This window comes from Phycicoccus avicenniae (genome assembly GCF_050496545.1).
GTDB classification, from domain to species: domain Bacteria; phylum Actinomycetota; class Actinomycetes; order Actinomycetales; family Dermatophilaceae; genus Phycicoccus; species Phycicoccus avicenniae_A.
On the sequence record NZ_JBNVZV010000002.1, the window covers coordinates 114,864 to 129,136 of the forward strand.

A 14,273-nucleotide genomic window follows, 5' to 3' on the forward strand; every position below is an offset into this window, starting at 1 on the left:
TCGAGTGCGCAACTGGTCGCTCCGGCAACCACGAGCGCCCTCGACTCCGGTGGGTCGGTGTCGGCCGGCCGCGCGATACTGGCTCCATGCCGGACGCCGCGCCCCCGCCCGCGCCGGGCGCCACGCTGCCCCCGAGCGGTCGCGACGCCGTCGGCGTGACCCCGGAGTGGGCCACCCGCGACCTCCCACCCGAGACCCGCGACCCCGCCGCCGTCGACCGGCTCGCCGCGCTGCTGCGAGCCCACCCGGGCACCCTCGTCCTCACCGGCGCCGGGATGTCCACCGACTCCGGCATCCCCGACTACCGCGGTCGCGACGGCACCCGCCGCGTGATGCCGATGCAGCACGGCGAGTTCTGTGCCTCCACCGAGAACCGGCAGAAGTACTGGGCGCGCTCCTTCGTCGGCTGGCAGCGCTTCAGCCGGGCCGAGCCCAACGCCGGGCACCGGGCGGTCGCCGCGCTCCAGGAGGCCGGCGCGCTCGGTGCCGTCATCACGCAGAACGTCGACGGTCTCCACCAGGCGGCCGGCAGCCCGGGCGTCACCGACCTGCACGGCACGCTCGCCGACGTCGTCTGCCTCACCTGCGGCGACCGCTCGGACCGCGAGCTGCTCCAGGCCCGGATGGTGCAGGCGAACCCCGGCTTCGAGGAACAGGTGCGCGGCGCCGCGCCCGACGGCTCGCGGGTCAGCAGCCAGATCCGTCCCGACGGCGACGTCGTCCTGCCCGATGCCGCCGTCGCCGGGTTCCGCCTGCCGCTCTGCCTCGTCTGCGGCGCCGACACCCTCAAGCCCGACGTCGTCTTCTTCGGCGGCTCGGTGCCACGCGAGCGCGTCGAGGCCTGCTTCGCGCTCACCGACGCCGCCCCGGCTCTCCTGGTGCTCGGCTCCTCCCTCGCCGTGATGTCCGGGCTGCGCTTCGTACGACACGCGGCTCGCCGGAACATCCCCGTCATGGCCGTCACACGCGGCCCGACCCGCGGCGACCAGCACATGACCCTGCGGGTCGACGCACCGCTCGCTCCCACTCTCGAGCAGCTCCTGCGCACGGAGGACGCGGCGTGACGGGCGGGAGCATCGCCGAGATCCGTTCCGCCACACCGCAGGACCTCGCCGGGATGGCGCGCATCTACAACGACGCCGTGCGCCACACCGTCGCGACCTTCGACGTCGAGCCGCGGCCCGACGACCACTACGCCGGCCACCTCGCGTCCACCCGACCGGGCGACCACGTGCTCGTCGCCGTCGACGCTGCCGGTCTCGTTCTGGGGTACGCGTTCTCCGGGACCTACCGCCCGCGGGCGGCCTACGGCGGCACGCGCGAGGTGTCGGTCTACCTCGCCGACGGCACGCGCGGGCAGGGCCTGGGCCGCCGGCTCTACGACGAGCTGCTGGCCCGCGTCGACGCCGACGGCATCCACACCTGCCTGGCCGTCATCGCGCAGCCGAACCCGGCGAGCGAGGCGCTGCACCGGGCGTGCGGCTTCGAGCCCGTCGGCACGCTGCGCGAGGTCGGCCGCAAGTTCGACGCGTGGGTCGACACCGCCTTCTGGCAGCGGCTGCGCCCCGACGCCTGACCGGCGCGGTGCACCCGGCCGCCATCACTCCGGACGCGGGTCGTGGATCGGCTCCTTCGGCAGCTTCTTGACCTTGCGCGAGCGGCGCCGTCGGTTGGGGATCATCGAGCGCATCTCCTCGAGCTTGCCGAAGCAGAGCAGCCGGTCCCCGGCCTCGAGCAGGTGGTGCCCGTTGGGGTTCGGGATGACCGCCGTGCCCCGGTGCAGCGTCAGCGCGGTGATGTCACGCTCGCGAAGGCCGCTGTCCGCCAACGACTTCCCGACGAGGTCGGATGCTTCGTGCACGGCGATCTCGGCCACGCCGTAGCCGGTCGAGACGGTGAGCCGCTGCCGGACGTCGATCTCCGGGAAGGCGACCTGGTTGTCGATGAAGTCGATGATCGCGCCGGCGACGTCGAGCTTGGTCGCGGTCTCGATGCCCTCGAGGCCGGGGGAGGAGTTGACCTCCATCACCTGGGGCCCGTCGATGCCCTCGAGCATGTCGACGCCCGCGAAGCGCAACCCCATGATCTGCGCCGAGCGCACCGCCGCCCGCTCGAACGCGGGGTCGAGCTCGACCGGCTCGACCGAGCCGCCCCGGTGCACGTTGGAGCGGAACTCGTCGCCCTTGGCCACCCGGCGCATCGCCGCGACGACCCGGTCACCGACGACGAGGGCGCGGATGTCGCGGCCCTTGCTCTCCTTGACGAAGCGCTGGATGAGCACGTTCTGCTTCGTCGACTGCAGGGTCTCGATGATCGCCTCGGCCACCTTGATGGTCGGCGCGAGGATGACCCCGATGCCCTGGGTGCCCTCGAGCAGCTTGATGACCACCGGCGCGCCGCCGACCCGCTCGATCGCCGGGATCACGTCGGCCCGGTCGCGCACGAAGGTCGTGGGCGGCATCCCGATGTTGTGCCGCGACAGGATCTGGGTGGCGCGCAGCTTGTCCCGCGAGTTCGCGATGCCCCACGAGGTGTTCGGCGTGTAGACGTCCATCTGCTCGAACTGCCGCACCACGGCGGTGCCGAAGTAGGTGATGGAGTTGCCTATTCGCGGCAGGATGGCGTCGTACGTCGACAGCGGCTTGCCGCGGAACTGCAGGTCGGGCTCCTCGCCGGACAGGTCGATGCCGAACCGGAGCGTGTTGAGGACCTTGACCTCGTGGCCCCGGTCGAGGGCGGCGGTGCGCAGGCGCTGCGTACTGTACGAGCGAGGCGCGCGGGAGAGGATCGCGAGCTTCATGGTTTCCCGGTCGGAGAGGACGGACGGTGACGGACAGCCATTCCTACACCCTTGCAGGATGGCGGGAGTGGGTGAGTCTCCCGGGTCTGGGAGTTCCGTGGGTCAAGGCCAAGCTCGACACCGGCGCCCGGTCCTCGGCCATCCACGCCTTCGACCTCGAGGAGCTCGAGCGCGACGGTGAGCGCTGGGCCCGCTTCGAGGTGCGTCCGTGGCAGAAGTCCGACGAGGACGCCGTCGCCGTCGAGTGCCCCGTGCTCGACGTCCGCGAGGTCCGCTCGTCCTCGGGCCACTCCGAGGAGCGGCTCGTGGTCGCGATGGACCTCACCGTCGTCGGGCGCACCGTCGCGGCCGAGGTGACGCTGGCCCGCCGCGACGAGATGGGCTTCCGGATGCTCGTCGGCCGCGAGGCACTGCGCCAGGGCTACGCGGTCGACCCCGGCGCTTCATACCTCGGCGGCCGTCCACCGCTGCGCCTGCGCCGCCGCAACAGGGGCGCCGGCTGATGGCCCGGCTGCGTCCGTCGTTCGAGATCGGTGGGGTGCGGGTGCGGGCCGGCCGCTCGCAGTCGCTCGCGCTGCCCATCACCCGGCTCGTCACCGGTGCCGACGTCGACCTGCCGGTGCGCGTCGTCCACGGCCGCGAGGAGGGCCCGACCGTCTGGGTCGACGCCGCCATCCACGGCGACGAGGCGGTGGGGGTCGAGGTGGTGCGCCAGGTGCTCGCCGGTCTCGACCCGAAGACGGTGCGCGGCACCGTGATCGCCGTGCCCATCGTCAACGTCCTCGGGTTCATGAACGGCGACCGGTACCTGCCGGACCGGCGCGACCTGAACCGCTCGTTCCCCGGCGCGCCGCGCGGCTCGCTGGCGGGGCGCATCGCGCACCTGTTCATGACCGAGGTCGTCGACAAGTGCGAGGTCGGCATCGACCTGCACACCGGGTCGGACCGGCGCACCAACCTGCCGCAGGTCCGCGCCGACCTCGAGGACCCGCGCACCCGCGAGCTGGCCGCCGCCTTCGCCGCGCCGGTGATGCTCAACGCCAAGCTCCGCGACGGCTCGTTGCGGGCCGCGGCGCGCGAGCACGGGGCGGCGGTGCTGCTGTACGAGGCGGGGGAGGCCTGGCGGATGGACCGCTGGGCGGTCGACGCCGGCGTGCTCGGGGTGCGCCGGGTGCTGGCTGCCCTCGGCATGACCGAGCCGGTCGCGGAGGACCCACCGACCCCGTCGCTCGTGTCCTTCCGCAGCGGCTGGGTGCGGGCGCGCGGGACGGGGATGCTGCACCTCGAGGCCGCGCTCGGGCAGCGGGTCACCGAGGGGGAGCGGCTCGGCGGGCTCTTCGACTCCTTCGGCAAGCGCGTCCGTCTGGTGCACGCCAACCGCACCGGCGTGGTCGTCGGGCGCACCGAGGCGCCGGTCGTCACCTCCGGCGACGCCGTGGTGCACATCGCCGAGGTCGAGGACTGACGACGGCCCCCACCCTGGTCGGGCGGGGGCCGTCGGCCGGCCGGTGGTGCGTCAGACGCGGCGCAGGACCGCGGTGACCTTGCCGAGGATGGTCGCGTGGTCGCCGTCGATCGGCTCGAAGGCCGGGTTGTGCGGCATCAGCCAGACGTGGCCGTCCTTGCGCTTGAAGGTCTTGACGGTGGCCTCGTTGTCGAGCATCGCCGCGACGATGTCGCCGTTGTCGGCGGTCGGCTGCTGGCGCACGACGACCCAGTCGCCGTCGCAGATGGCGGCGTCGACCATCGAGTCGCCGACGACCTTGAGCAGGAAGAGCGAGCCCTCGCCGACGATCTGCTTGGGCAGCGGGAAGACGTCCTCGACGACCTCCTCGGCGGTGATGGGCACGCCGGCCGCGATCTGGCCGAGGACGGGCACGTAGGACGCCTCGGGGCGCTGGTCGCCGATGCCGGTGACGTCGACGTCGTCCGGCTCCTGGCGGCGGTAGCCGGCGCCCTCGCGGTCGGGGGAGACGACCTCGATCGCGCGGGGGCGGTTGGGGTCGCGGCGCAGGTAGCCCTTGCGCTCGAGCGCGGAGAGCTGGTGCGCCACCGAGCTGGGGGAGGTCAGGCCGACCGCCTCGCCGATCTCGCGCATGCTCGGCGGGTAACCGTGCCGGTCCACGGCGTTGCGGATGACCTCGAGGACCTTGCGCTGGCGGTGCGTGAGCTCGCCCCCGTCGCCGCGGTCTGGCATCTCGTGGATGTCGGCGTTCCTCGGACGTGCCATCACGACCCCTTCGGTGTCGGACCGCCGTCACGGCAGCGGTCCTGCTGGTGTTTGTGCAGGTCAGACGGCCTGTCAGTGGTCCCGTGCAGTCTGATCTGCATGCGGACAGCGTACGGGCGTCGAACAGGGAATTCAAACATCCTTTCGACGCGTGTCTTGTCCGGCTCGAACATCCGTGCTACAACTCGTACAGACGTTCTATCGAACAGCGGTTCGACGGCGGCCCTCGCCGCCGGGATGGAGGACATGATGAGCGCGATCGCGTGGGAGCACCTCGACGGTGCCGTGCCGATGCCCCGACGGCCGCGGCTGGTCGTCCTCGAGGGCGGCGCCGCCGCCGAGCCCGAGGCCGGGCTGCGGCTCACGGCCCGCGGCCGGCTCGTGCTGCTGGTCCTGGCCGCCGTCGTCCTGGCCGGCGTGCTCGGCATCCGCGCCACCGGCGGGGCCGGAGCGGTCGAGCCGGCGCACACGGTCACCGTGCAGGGCGGGCAGACGCTCTCGCAGATCGCCGCCGCCGAGCTGCCGAACCTCTCGGTCGACCAGGGCATCATCGCCATCCAGGTGGCCAACCGCATGAGCAGCGCCCGCGTCAGCGCCGGCCAGCAGCTGGTCATCCCCCAGGGCTGACCCCACACTTCCCGCGGCCGTGCAGGGCGGCCGCGGGACCATCCGTCCGAGTCCCTCGACCCGGCTCAGGACGCCGGAGGGCGTCGTCTCCCGTGCAGGAGAGGCGACGCCCTCTGTGCTGTCCGCCTCTGCTCACCCCTTGGAGCACATGGCCGGATGCTCCCGCTCCCGGGTCGAGGTGGAACCGCACCGGCAGGCGGCCCGACATCACCTCGACCCGGCGGGCTCGCGACGGTTCGAGGTATCCGGCCACCACGACACGTCGGCGGGATACCTCGAACCATCGGCGCGGGCCCTCCCGCCACCGTCGCGGCGTGGGTTTCTGGCGGCGGCAGAACCGGATTCGGCGTCCCTTGACGCCTCACACACCTCATCCGTGGCTCACCCTCGTCCGAACGGCCGACTCGGCATCCCCCGACCTGTCACGATCGGCCGCTGACCGGACCGGGGGTGGGCGCGCCCCGTTCCCCCTCGGCCCCTCGCCCCGGAGACTTCTCGGCATGCGGACCCGTCGACGCACCAGCTATCGCGCCACCCACCACCCGGTCGTCCAGTGCGGCGGTCCGGGGCGGTGGCTGTGGTCGTGCGGCTGTGGCGCGCGCGGGGCCGCGTCCTCGGGCGGGTGGCACGGCGCCTTCACGGCGGCGCTGGTCCACCAGAGCCAGAGTCCCGGGGAGTAGACGTGCGGCCCGGGGATACACAGAGGGTCCCCGGGTCGCACTTCCCGTCGCGCCACTGCGTGGCCGGCGGGGCCCGTCGGCGCGGGACCGTGCCGGCAGGGAGGTACCGGTCCCGCGTCGCTCGGGCCGTCCACCGGCCCCCACCCCAGGCTCTCCGACCGCCGGGGTGGGGGCCGGAACTCTGTCCGGACCCGTCCCCCTCCACCGCAGGAAACAGGATGCTCGACACGCGCGTTCTGCAGTGATGTAATGAAGTAATCACTGCAAGGAGCACGCCATGCGATTCCCCCTCCCACACCCCGACCCCTCCTCCGCGCCCCGCCGCGGCCCCCGCGGCCAGCGCCCCGGACCCGGCGGCGGCCCCGGTGGCCGGCGTGGCCACGGTCGGCCCGGCGGCTGGCAACAGGGCGACCTGCCCGCCGCGGACGACGCACCCCAGTGGTTCGCCGGCCGCCTCCCCGACGGCTGGTTCGACGACCTCGAGGTCACCGTCGACCGCGAGGAGATCACCGTCCTCGGCGCCCTGGGCGGCATCGACCCCGAGAGCGACGCCGCCGAGGCCGAGGGCCGGATCAGCCGGTTCCGGGCCGAGACCCGCGAGCAGCGGATGGCCGTCGCCGACGAGGCCCAGGCCCGCTACGGGCGCACTGTCTCGTGGGGCGCCCGCGTCGGCGACACGCGCGCCCTCTTCACCCACCTCGCCGTGCCGGTGATGACCCGCCTGCGCCAGCCCGAGCGCACCGTCCTCGACACGCTCGTCGACGCCGGTGTGGCCCGCTCGCGCAGCGACGCCCTCGCCTGGTGCGTCCGCCTGGTCGGCGACCACGCCGAGAGCTGGCTCGGCGAGCTGCGCGAGGCGATGACCGAGGTCGACAAGCTGCGGACGAAGGGCCCCGAGCTCTGAGCCCGCACCCCGGATGCTCTGGGCCGGTTGCGGCTCAGAGCATCCGGCGCATGACCAGCCGGGGCATCTTGGAGGCGACGGCGTCGGTCTCGCCGACCACCTCGAACCCGACCTTCTCGAACATCGCGCGTGTCCCGACGAAGGCCATCGTCAGGTCCATCCGCTTCCCTCCCGGGTCCACGGGATAGGCCTCGACGGCCGGCGCCCCGCGCGACGCGGCGTACTCGACGGCCCCCTCGATGAGGTGCCCGGTGACGCCCTTCTTGCGATGACCGCCGCGCACGACGACGCAAATGATGCTCCACACCGGCAGGTCGTCGAGCGGGTGGATCTTCGTGCTGTGCACCAGCCGCGGGATGTCGGAGCGGGCGCCGACGTTGCACCAGCCGACCGGCGTGCCGTCGAGGTAGGTGACGACGCCCGGCGGGTTCTTGCGCGCGCAGAGCCGGCGCGCCGCCTCCTCGCGGCTGCCCTGCCCGAGCTCGTCGATCTCCTGCTGCCGGAGCCGGTGCGACAGGCACCAGCAGTGCGTCGCCCGCCGGTTCGGGTTGACGACGTCGGCGAAGTCGTCGAACCGGCTCGGCGTGACGGGATGGGTCTCCCACTGCGGTGCGGCCATGGTCCATGCAAGCACGCGCCACCGACACTGGCCGCCCGCACGCCGTAGGGTCGGCGCGTGCGCGTCGTCAGTCTCATCCCGTCCGCCACGGAGATCCTCTTCGCCGTCGGCGCGGGGGCGGACGTCGTGGGCGTCACCTTCGAGTGCGACCACCCGCCCGAGGCCCGCGCGCGGACCATCGTGTCGAACACGACTCTGCCGCAAGGTCTTTCACCGCGAGAGATCGATGACGCCGTCGCGGCGGTCGTCGCGCGCGGTGAGGACCTCTACCGCCTCGATGCCGGAGCCCTCGCAGCGCTCGACGCCGACCTCGTCGTCACCCAGGACCTCTGCGCGGTCTGCGCCCTCGACGTCTCCACCGTCGACGACGCGCTCCGGCACCTCGGCTGCACGGCGCAGGTCGTCACGGTCGACCCGCACACCCTCGAGGAGGTGCTGGCGTCCATCGGGACCATCGGGGCGGCGGTGGGTCGCGCCGAGGAGGCCGAGCGGCTCGTCCACGACCTCCGCGCCCGTCTGCACGCCGGGGCGCAGCACGTGGCCGGCCGGCCCCGTCCCCGCGTCGTCGTCCTGGAGTGGACCGACCCGCCGTACGCCCCGGGCCACTGGGTGCCCGAGCTCGTGACGCTGGCCGGGGGAGATCCGGTGCTGGGCGAGGTCGGCGCGCGGTCGCACCGCGTCACGTGGGACGAGGTGCACGCGGCCGGCGCCGACGTGGTGGTCGTCGCGCCGTGCGGCTACGACCGCGAGGGTGCGCAGGTGCAGGCCGACGCGCTGGTCGCGCAGGGTCTGCTCCCCCCGGAGGCCGTCGTGCACGCGGTCGACGCCGACGGCGAGTGGGCGCGGCCGGGGCCGAGGCTGGTCGACGGGGTGGAGGAGCTGGCTCGGCTCCTGCACCCCGTCGACCGATGACCCGGCGTCCTCCGACCGGGTCAGGCGTGGTGGCGGCCGCGTCCCTCTGCGACCTGGTGGCCGTTGGGCCGGCGCGCGAGCGCGCTGACGCCGACGCGGATCAGGTCCACGAACGGCGACGGTGCATCGGCGTCGTCGCGGCGCGACGGTGCCGAGCTGATGGTGTAGCGGCCCAGCGGGCCTTCGAGGTGGTGCCCCATGACGCTGTCCTCCCAGAAGCGTTGAGTCCCCTGCTTCGGTATGACGTTGTCCAGCCTGACACCAAGGGAAGGTAAAGCCACTACTGATTCCGTAGGTGCAGGTGATCGGACGACCCCGACTGGCCGAACGGCCGATGCGCCGGTTGGCACGTTCCACACCTGCGGAAACGCCATCGTTGGGGGTGGGGTCCCGGAGCGGTGCAGGACCTTCGGTATCAGCAGGCCCGGACGCGCCTCCTTGCGCCCATGAGGACCTTCCGCCGGCGGACCGCCCGCCGCACCCACCACCCGGCCGTCACCTGTGACGCGCTCGGCCGGTGGCACTGGGAGTGCGGCTGCGGTGCCGGCGCCCGCGGGGGAGCAGGGGCCACCGACTGGCACTGGATGCTCACCGCCGCCCTCGTCCACCAGAACGCCTGCCCGGGGGAGTGAGCCGAGGCCTCAGGCGCGCCGGTCCTCGACGGCGGTGCCGGGGGAGTGCCGCGCCACCGCCTCCACCAGCGCGGCGCGCCGGCGGCCGGTGAGCGGGTCGACCGGCCGGGTGAGCAGCTCGGTCCCCAGGCCGAGCCTCTCGGCCTCGTGCGTGCGCGCCCCGCCACCGGGCGCGTGCGGCTGGGGCAGCGGGCGCCGGAGCCGGACGCCGAGCTCGACCAGGTCCGGTGCCGTGGGGTGCACCCCGTGCAGCTGGACCACCGATGCGACGTCCGACCACGGGACGAGGTCGGCTGTACCGTCCGACACGCGCAGGGCCACACCGGCCCGGCCGACGGCCATGCGCGGCTCGGCGTTGAGCCGGGCCAGCAGGTCCATGCCCAGCGCGGCGACGGCGAGCAGGGTCGGCAGCCGCCCGGCCAGGAGGTCGGCGCCACCCTCGCCGGCGAACCGGTAGACCATGACGAGCTGCGCCACGAACCCCCATGCGGCGAGGGCCAGGCCCACCGCGGTGAGCCATCCCGCCGGTCGTCGCACCCGCACCACGAGCGAGTCGGGTCCGCCGGCCGCGGCCCGCAGCAGCCGTGAGCGCCGGCCCGCGCCGTCGCAGGGCAGGCCGAGCCGGTCGTGGAGCGCGCCGACCAGGTCGCGCAGCCGCGCCCTCGGGTCCTCGGTCGTCGCAGGGGTGCTCGAACCGGTCGGGGCGCCGGTGGTCGGCGAGGCCGTCATCCCGTCTCCTCCCTCGGTGCCGCGCGGCGCGCGCGGCGGCCGTCAGGATGTCCCGTCGCGGCGCCCCACGGGGCCGGAACGCCGGGCATCGGGGCCGTCCGGCCGAGGGACTGCGGCGGCGGGCACCCACCACCAGATGTGGGGATGCCCACCTGCGGCCCGACCCCCAGATCTGGTGCCCCATTCGTCACACGAGTCCCACGGGTGGTGTTGCGACACGCCCGCCGGGACGCCTAGCCGGACGTCCACACCCCCTCTGACCTGCGAAAACAGCCGAACGGACGATCTTCGGGCCCGCCTTCTTGCGTCACAGGTCACACGCGAGGCATGATGAGCACAACATCTAGTGGTTACACCGCTGTAGTTCGTCCACATCTTGTGCACACGAAATGACGGTCATCCACAGGTTGTTCACACGTGAGTCCACCGTTCCGTCCACAGGAGAGGGTCCCAGAGCATGCACTGCCCGTTCTGCCGGCACACCGACTCCCGGGTCATGGACTCCCGCACCACCGATGACGGCGCGGCCATCCGGCGGCGTCGCCAGTGCCCGGAGTGCGGCCGCCGGTTCACCACCGTCGAGACCGCGAGCCTGAGCGTCGTCAAGCGCTCCGGCGCCACCGAGCCGTTCAGCCGGCCGAAGGTCCTCGTCGGCGTCCGGAAGGCCTGCCAGGGCCGCCCGGTCACCGAGGACGACCTCGCGATCCTCGCCCAGAAGGTCGAGGAGAGCATCCGCAGCGCGGGGTCCGCCGAGATCGACGCCCACGAGGTCGGCCTGGCCGTCCTCGAGCCGCTGCGCGAGCTCGACGAGGTCGCCTACCTGCGCTTCGCGTCGGTCTACCAGGCCTTCGACTCCCTCGAGGACTTCGAGTCGGCCATCACCCTCCTGCGCGCCGAACGAGAGGCGACCGCGGAGGAACCGCAGGCCGGAGCGCCTGTCGGACCCCAGCAGTAGAACAGCACCACCAGGTCACCACCGCCTCCACGGGGGGCAGAAGGAAGGAAACGGCATGACCGAGATCGCCGGAGCACGTGCAGGTGCCCGCAAGGCCGCCAAGGGCAAGGGGGTGAAGATCGAGCGGATCTACACCACGCCGGGCGTCCACCCATACGACGAGGTGACCTGGGAGAAGCGCGACGTCGTCCAGCAGAACTGGAAGACGGGCGAGACGATCTTCGAGCAGCGCGGGGTCGAGTTCCCCGACTTCTGGAGCGTCAACGCCTCCACCATCGTCACGACCAAGTACTTCCGCGGGGCCGTCGGCACCGAGGCGCGCGAGACCGGGCTCAAGCAGCTCATCGACCGCGTCGTCCTCACCTACGTCAAGGCCGGCAAGGACCACGGGTACTTCGCCGTCCCCGAGGACGCCGAGATCTTCGAGCACGAGCTGACGTACGCCCTGCTGCACCAGGTGTTCAGCTTCAACTCGCCGGTCTGGTTCAACGTCGGTACCCAGAGCCCGCAGCAGGTCAGCGCCTGCTTCATCCTCTCGGTCGACGACTCGATGGACTCCATCCTCAACTGGTACAAGGAGGAGGGCTTCATCTTCAAGGGCGGCTCCGGTGCCGGCCTGAACCTCTCGCGCATCCGCTCCTCCAAGGAGCTGCTGTCCTCCGGTGGCACCGCCTCCGGCCCGGTCTCCTTCATGCGCGGCGCCGACGCGTCCGCGGGCACCATCAAGTCCGGTGGCGCCACCCGTCGCGCGGCCAAGATGGTCGTCCTCGACGTCGACCACCCGGACATCGAGGAGTTCGTCGAGACCAAGGCGCGCGAGGAGGACAAGATCCGCGCGCTGCGCGACGCCGGCTTCGACATGGACCTCGGCGGCAAGGACATCACCTCCGTCCAGTACCAGAACGCCAACAACTCGGTCCGCGTCAACGACGCCTTCATGCGCGCCGTCGAGGAGGGCACCGAGTTCGGGCTCACCTCGCGTAAGGACGGCTCGGTCATCGAGACCGTCGACGCCCGCGAGCTGATGGGCAAGATCGCCACGGCCGCGTGGGAGTGCGCCGACCCGGGCATCCAGTACGACGACACGATCAACGACTGGCACACCAACCCCGAGACCGGCCGCATCACCGCGTCCAACCCGTGCTCGGAGTACATGTCCCTCGACAACTCCTCGTGCAACCTGGCCTCGCTCAACCTCCTGAAGTTCCTCCGCGACGACGACACGTTCGACGCCGTCACCTTCCAGAAGGTCGTCGAGCTCGTCATCACGGCGATGGACATCTCGATCTGCTTCGCGGACTTCCCGACCGAGCCGATCGGCAAGACCACCCGCGACTACCGCCAGTTGGGCATCGGGTACGCCAACCTCGGCGCGCTGCTCATGGCCACCGGCCACGGGTACGACTCCGACGGTGGCCGCGCGCTCGCCGCCTCGATCACCTCGCTGCTCACCGGTGCCGCCTACAAGCGCTCCGCCGAGATGGCCGCGGTCGTCGGTCCGTACGCCGGGTACGCCCGCAACGCCGACGCCCACAAGCGGGTCATGCGCAAGCACGCCGCCGCCAACGACGCCGTCCGCACCATCTCCACGATGGACAAGGACATCCACCGCGTCGCCACCAAGGCGTGGGACGACGTCGTCAAGCTCGGGGAGAAGAACGGCTACCGCAACGCCCAGGCGTCGGTGCTCGCCCCCACCGGGACCATCGGCTTCATGATGGACTGCGACACCACCGGCATCGAGCCCGACTTCTCGCTCGTGAAGTTCAAGAAGCTCGTCGGTGGCGGCTCGATGCAGATCGTCAACCTGACGATCCCGCGGGCCCTGCGCAAGCTCGGCTACACCGAGGAGACCGTGGAGGCGATCGTCGAGTACATCGCCGACAAGGGCCACGTCATCGACGCGCCCGGCCTGAAGACCGAGCACTACGAGGTCTTCGACACCGCGATGGGTGCGCGCGCCATCTCCCCGATGGGTCACGTCCGGATGATGGCCGCCACGCAGCCGTTCCTGTCGGGCGCGATCTCGAAGACGGTCAACCTGCCGGAGACGGCGACCGTCGAGGAGATCGAGGAGGTGTACGTCCAGGGCTGGAAGATGGGCCTGAAGGCGCTGGCCGTCTACCGCGACAACTGCAAGGTCGGCCAGCCGCTCTCCGACGGTGGCTCGACCGCCAAGGACGCTGCGGCCGACAAGGCCTCTGCCGCAGTCGCCGCCGCGACCACGGAGATCGTCGAGAAGGTCGTCTACCGGCCGACCCGTGAGCGTCTCCCGAAGCGCCGCACGTCGCAGACGACGTCGTTCGCCGTGGGCGGGGCCGAGGGCTACCTCACCGCCGGCACGTACGACGACGGCCGCCTCGGCGAGGTGTTCCTCAAGTTCGGCAAGCAGGGCTCCACGCTCGCCGGTGTCATGGACGCCTTCTCGATCGTCACCTCGGTCGCGCTGCAGTACGGCGTGCCGCTCGAGACGTTCGTCGAGAAGTTCACGAACATGCGCTTCGAGCCGGCCGGCATGACCGACGACCCGGACGTGCGGATGGCGCAGTCGCTCATGGACTACGTGTTCCGCCGGCTGGCCCTGGACCACCTCGACTTCGACACCCGCTCGTACATGGGCATCCACACGGCCGAGGAGCGGGCGCGCCAGCTCGAGACCGGTTCGTACGCCCCGGAGTCGGTCGTCGAGTCCGACGAGGAGCTCGAGGGCGAGATCGAGTCGCTCTCGGCGGGCATCGGTGCTTCCTCCAAGAAGCACGAGGAGCCGGCTGCTTCGGCGTCCGCTCCGGCTGCTGCCGAGGCGCACTCGGCCGACGCGGACTCCGCGGCGACCGTTGCCTCCGGCTCGGGTGCGGCCTCGGCCCGTGAGGTCTCCTCGGAGATCCACAGCTCGGCCGACCTCCTGGCGGCGTTCGGCAACTCCAAGGCTGCCGACGCCCCGATGTGCATGACCTGCGGGACCAAGATGCGCCCCGCCGGCTCCTGCTACGTCTGCGAGGGCTGCGGCTCCACCAGCGGCTGCAGCTGACAGTCAGTCACACGACGAGGGCCCGGGCGGAGACCACTCCGCCCGGGCCTTTGCCCGTCTTCACGAAAGGTGGGTAACACCTGAGGAACACCAAGCAGATCGCGGAGACCTTCGGACCGCTGGCGCCGATGCGGATGCGGGCCCGGGGTGGTGACGG

General features: G+C 72.1%; 15 protein-coding genes. 10 read left to right on the forward strand and 5 right to left on the reverse strand.

The features are described 5' to 3' along the window. The first annotated feature begins 86 nt into the window (after positions 1-86). A complete protein-coding gene (locus ACQZ2A_RS02385; protein WP_430206898.1) occupies positions 87-1,064 on the forward strand; it encodes an NAD-dependent protein deacetylase in 978 nt (325 codons plus the stop codon). Further along, positions 1,061-1,576, forward strand: a complete 516-nt coding sequence (locus ACQZ2A_RS02390) for an N-acetyltransferase family protein (protein WP_430206899.1) — start codon at positions 1,061-1,063, stop codon at positions 1,574-1,576. The genes ACQZ2A_RS02385 and ACQZ2A_RS02390 overlap by 4 nt, the downstream gene beginning before the upstream one ends. Before the next feature lie 24 nt (positions 1,577-1,600). On the opposite strand, the gene ACQZ2A_RS02395 is transcribed toward ACQZ2A_RS02390, so the two are convergent. After that, positions 1,601-2,800, reverse strand: a complete 1,200-nt coding sequence (locus tag ACQZ2A_RS02395; RefSeq protein ID WP_430206900.1) for a RimK family alpha-L-glutamate ligase — start codon at positions 2,798-2,800, stop codon at positions 1,601-1,603. 26 nt (positions 2,801-2,826) lie between these two features. Here ACQZ2A_RS02395 and ACQZ2A_RS02400 point away from each other — a divergent pair, with 26 nt between their 5' ends. Together ACQZ2A_RS02400 and ACQZ2A_RS02405 are read left to right on the forward strand one after the other, a co-directional pair. Then, a complete protein-coding gene (locus tag ACQZ2A_RS02400; RefSeq protein ID WP_430206901.1) occupies positions 2,827-3,303 on the forward strand; it encodes an ATP-dependent zinc protease family protein in 477 nt (158 codons plus the stop codon). Then, the gene (locus tag ACQZ2A_RS02405; RefSeq protein ID WP_430206902.1) at positions 3,303-4,265 is read left to right on the forward strand and encodes a succinylglutamate desuccinylase/aspartoacylase family protein; all 963 of its coding nucleotides are present in this window, start codon (positions 3,303-3,305) and stop codon (positions 4,263-4,265) included. Before ACQZ2A_RS02400 ends, ACQZ2A_RS02405 begins: the two co-directional genes overlap by 1 nt. A gap of 51 nt (positions 4,266-4,316) precedes the next feature. Here the strand turns inward: ACQZ2A_RS02405 and lexA are convergent, their stop codons facing one another. Beyond that, positions 4,317-5,030 carry a transcriptional repressor LexA gene (gene lexA, locus ACQZ2A_RS02410; RefSeq protein WP_430206903.1) on the reverse strand — a complete coding sequence of 238 codons (714 nt, stop codon included), beginning with the start codon at positions 5,028-5,030 and terminating at the stop codon, positions 4,317-4,319. A gap of 249 nt (positions 5,031-5,279) precedes the next feature. Between lexA and ACQZ2A_RS02415 the strand changes: the two genes are divergently transcribed. Beyond that, positions 5,280-5,657, forward strand: a complete 378-nt coding sequence (locus tag ACQZ2A_RS02415) for a LysM peptidoglycan-binding domain-containing protein (protein ID WP_430206904.1) — start codon at positions 5,280-5,282, stop codon at positions 5,655-5,657. 957 nt (positions 5,658-6,614) lie between these two features. After that, positions 6,615-7,241, forward strand: coding sequence for a hypothetical protein (locus tag ACQZ2A_RS02420; RefSeq protein ID WP_430206905.1), 627 nt, complete (start codon positions 6,615-6,617; stop codon positions 7,239-7,241). Between the two features lie 34 nt (positions 7,242-7,275). Here ACQZ2A_RS02420 and ACQZ2A_RS02425 read toward each other — a convergent pair whose 3' ends face one another. Next, on the reverse strand, positions 7,276-7,860 hold the full coding sequence (locus ACQZ2A_RS02425) for an N-acetyltransferase family protein (protein ID WP_430206906.1): 585 nt from the start codon (positions 7,858-7,860) through the stop codon (positions 7,276-7,278). Between the two features lie 57 nt (positions 7,861-7,917). Here ACQZ2A_RS02425 and ACQZ2A_RS02430 point away from each other — a divergent pair, with 57 nt between their 5' ends. Beyond that, the gene (locus ACQZ2A_RS02430; protein WP_430206907.1) at positions 7,918-8,772 is read left to right on the forward strand and encodes a helical backbone metal receptor; all 855 of its coding nucleotides are present in this window, start codon (positions 7,918-7,920) and stop codon (positions 8,770-8,772) included. A 20-nt stretch (positions 8,773-8,792) separates the two neighbouring features. Here the strand turns inward: ACQZ2A_RS02430 and ACQZ2A_RS02435 are convergent, their stop codons facing one another. After that, positions 8,793-8,972 carry a hypothetical protein gene (locus ACQZ2A_RS02435; RefSeq protein WP_430206908.1) on the reverse strand — a complete coding sequence of 60 codons (180 nt, stop codon included), beginning with the start codon at positions 8,970-8,972 and terminating at the stop codon, positions 8,793-8,795. Between the two features lie 246 nt (positions 8,973-9,218). Between ACQZ2A_RS02435 and ACQZ2A_RS02440 the strand changes: the two genes are divergently transcribed. After that, entirely contained in the window at positions 9,219-9,404 is a 186-nt protein-coding gene (locus tag ACQZ2A_RS02440; RefSeq protein ID WP_430206909.1) for a hypothetical protein, read from the forward strand. Positions 9,405-9,413: 9 nt separating this feature from the next. On the opposite strand, the gene ACQZ2A_RS02445 is transcribed toward ACQZ2A_RS02440, so the two are convergent. Next, positions 9,414-10,133, reverse strand: coding sequence for a hypothetical protein (locus ACQZ2A_RS02445; protein WP_430206910.1), 720 nt, complete (start codon positions 10,131-10,133; stop codon positions 9,414-9,416). 457 nt (positions 10,134-10,590) lie between these two features. Here ACQZ2A_RS02445 and nrdR point away from each other — a divergent pair, with 457 nt between their 5' ends. Both nrdR and ACQZ2A_RS02455 read left to right on the forward strand, forming a co-directional pair. Further along, complete coding sequence (gene nrdR / locus ACQZ2A_RS02450; protein WP_430206911.1) at positions 10,591-11,088, forward strand: transcriptional regulator NrdR; 498 nt, start codon at positions 10,591-10,593, stop codon at positions 11,086-11,088. 55 nt (positions 11,089-11,143) lie between these two features. Next, positions 11,144-14,116, forward strand: a complete 2,973-nt coding sequence (locus tag ACQZ2A_RS02455) for a vitamin B12-dependent ribonucleotide reductase (protein WP_430206912.1) — start codon at positions 11,144-11,146, stop codon at positions 14,114-14,116. Positions 14,117-14,273 lie beyond the last annotated feature (157 nt).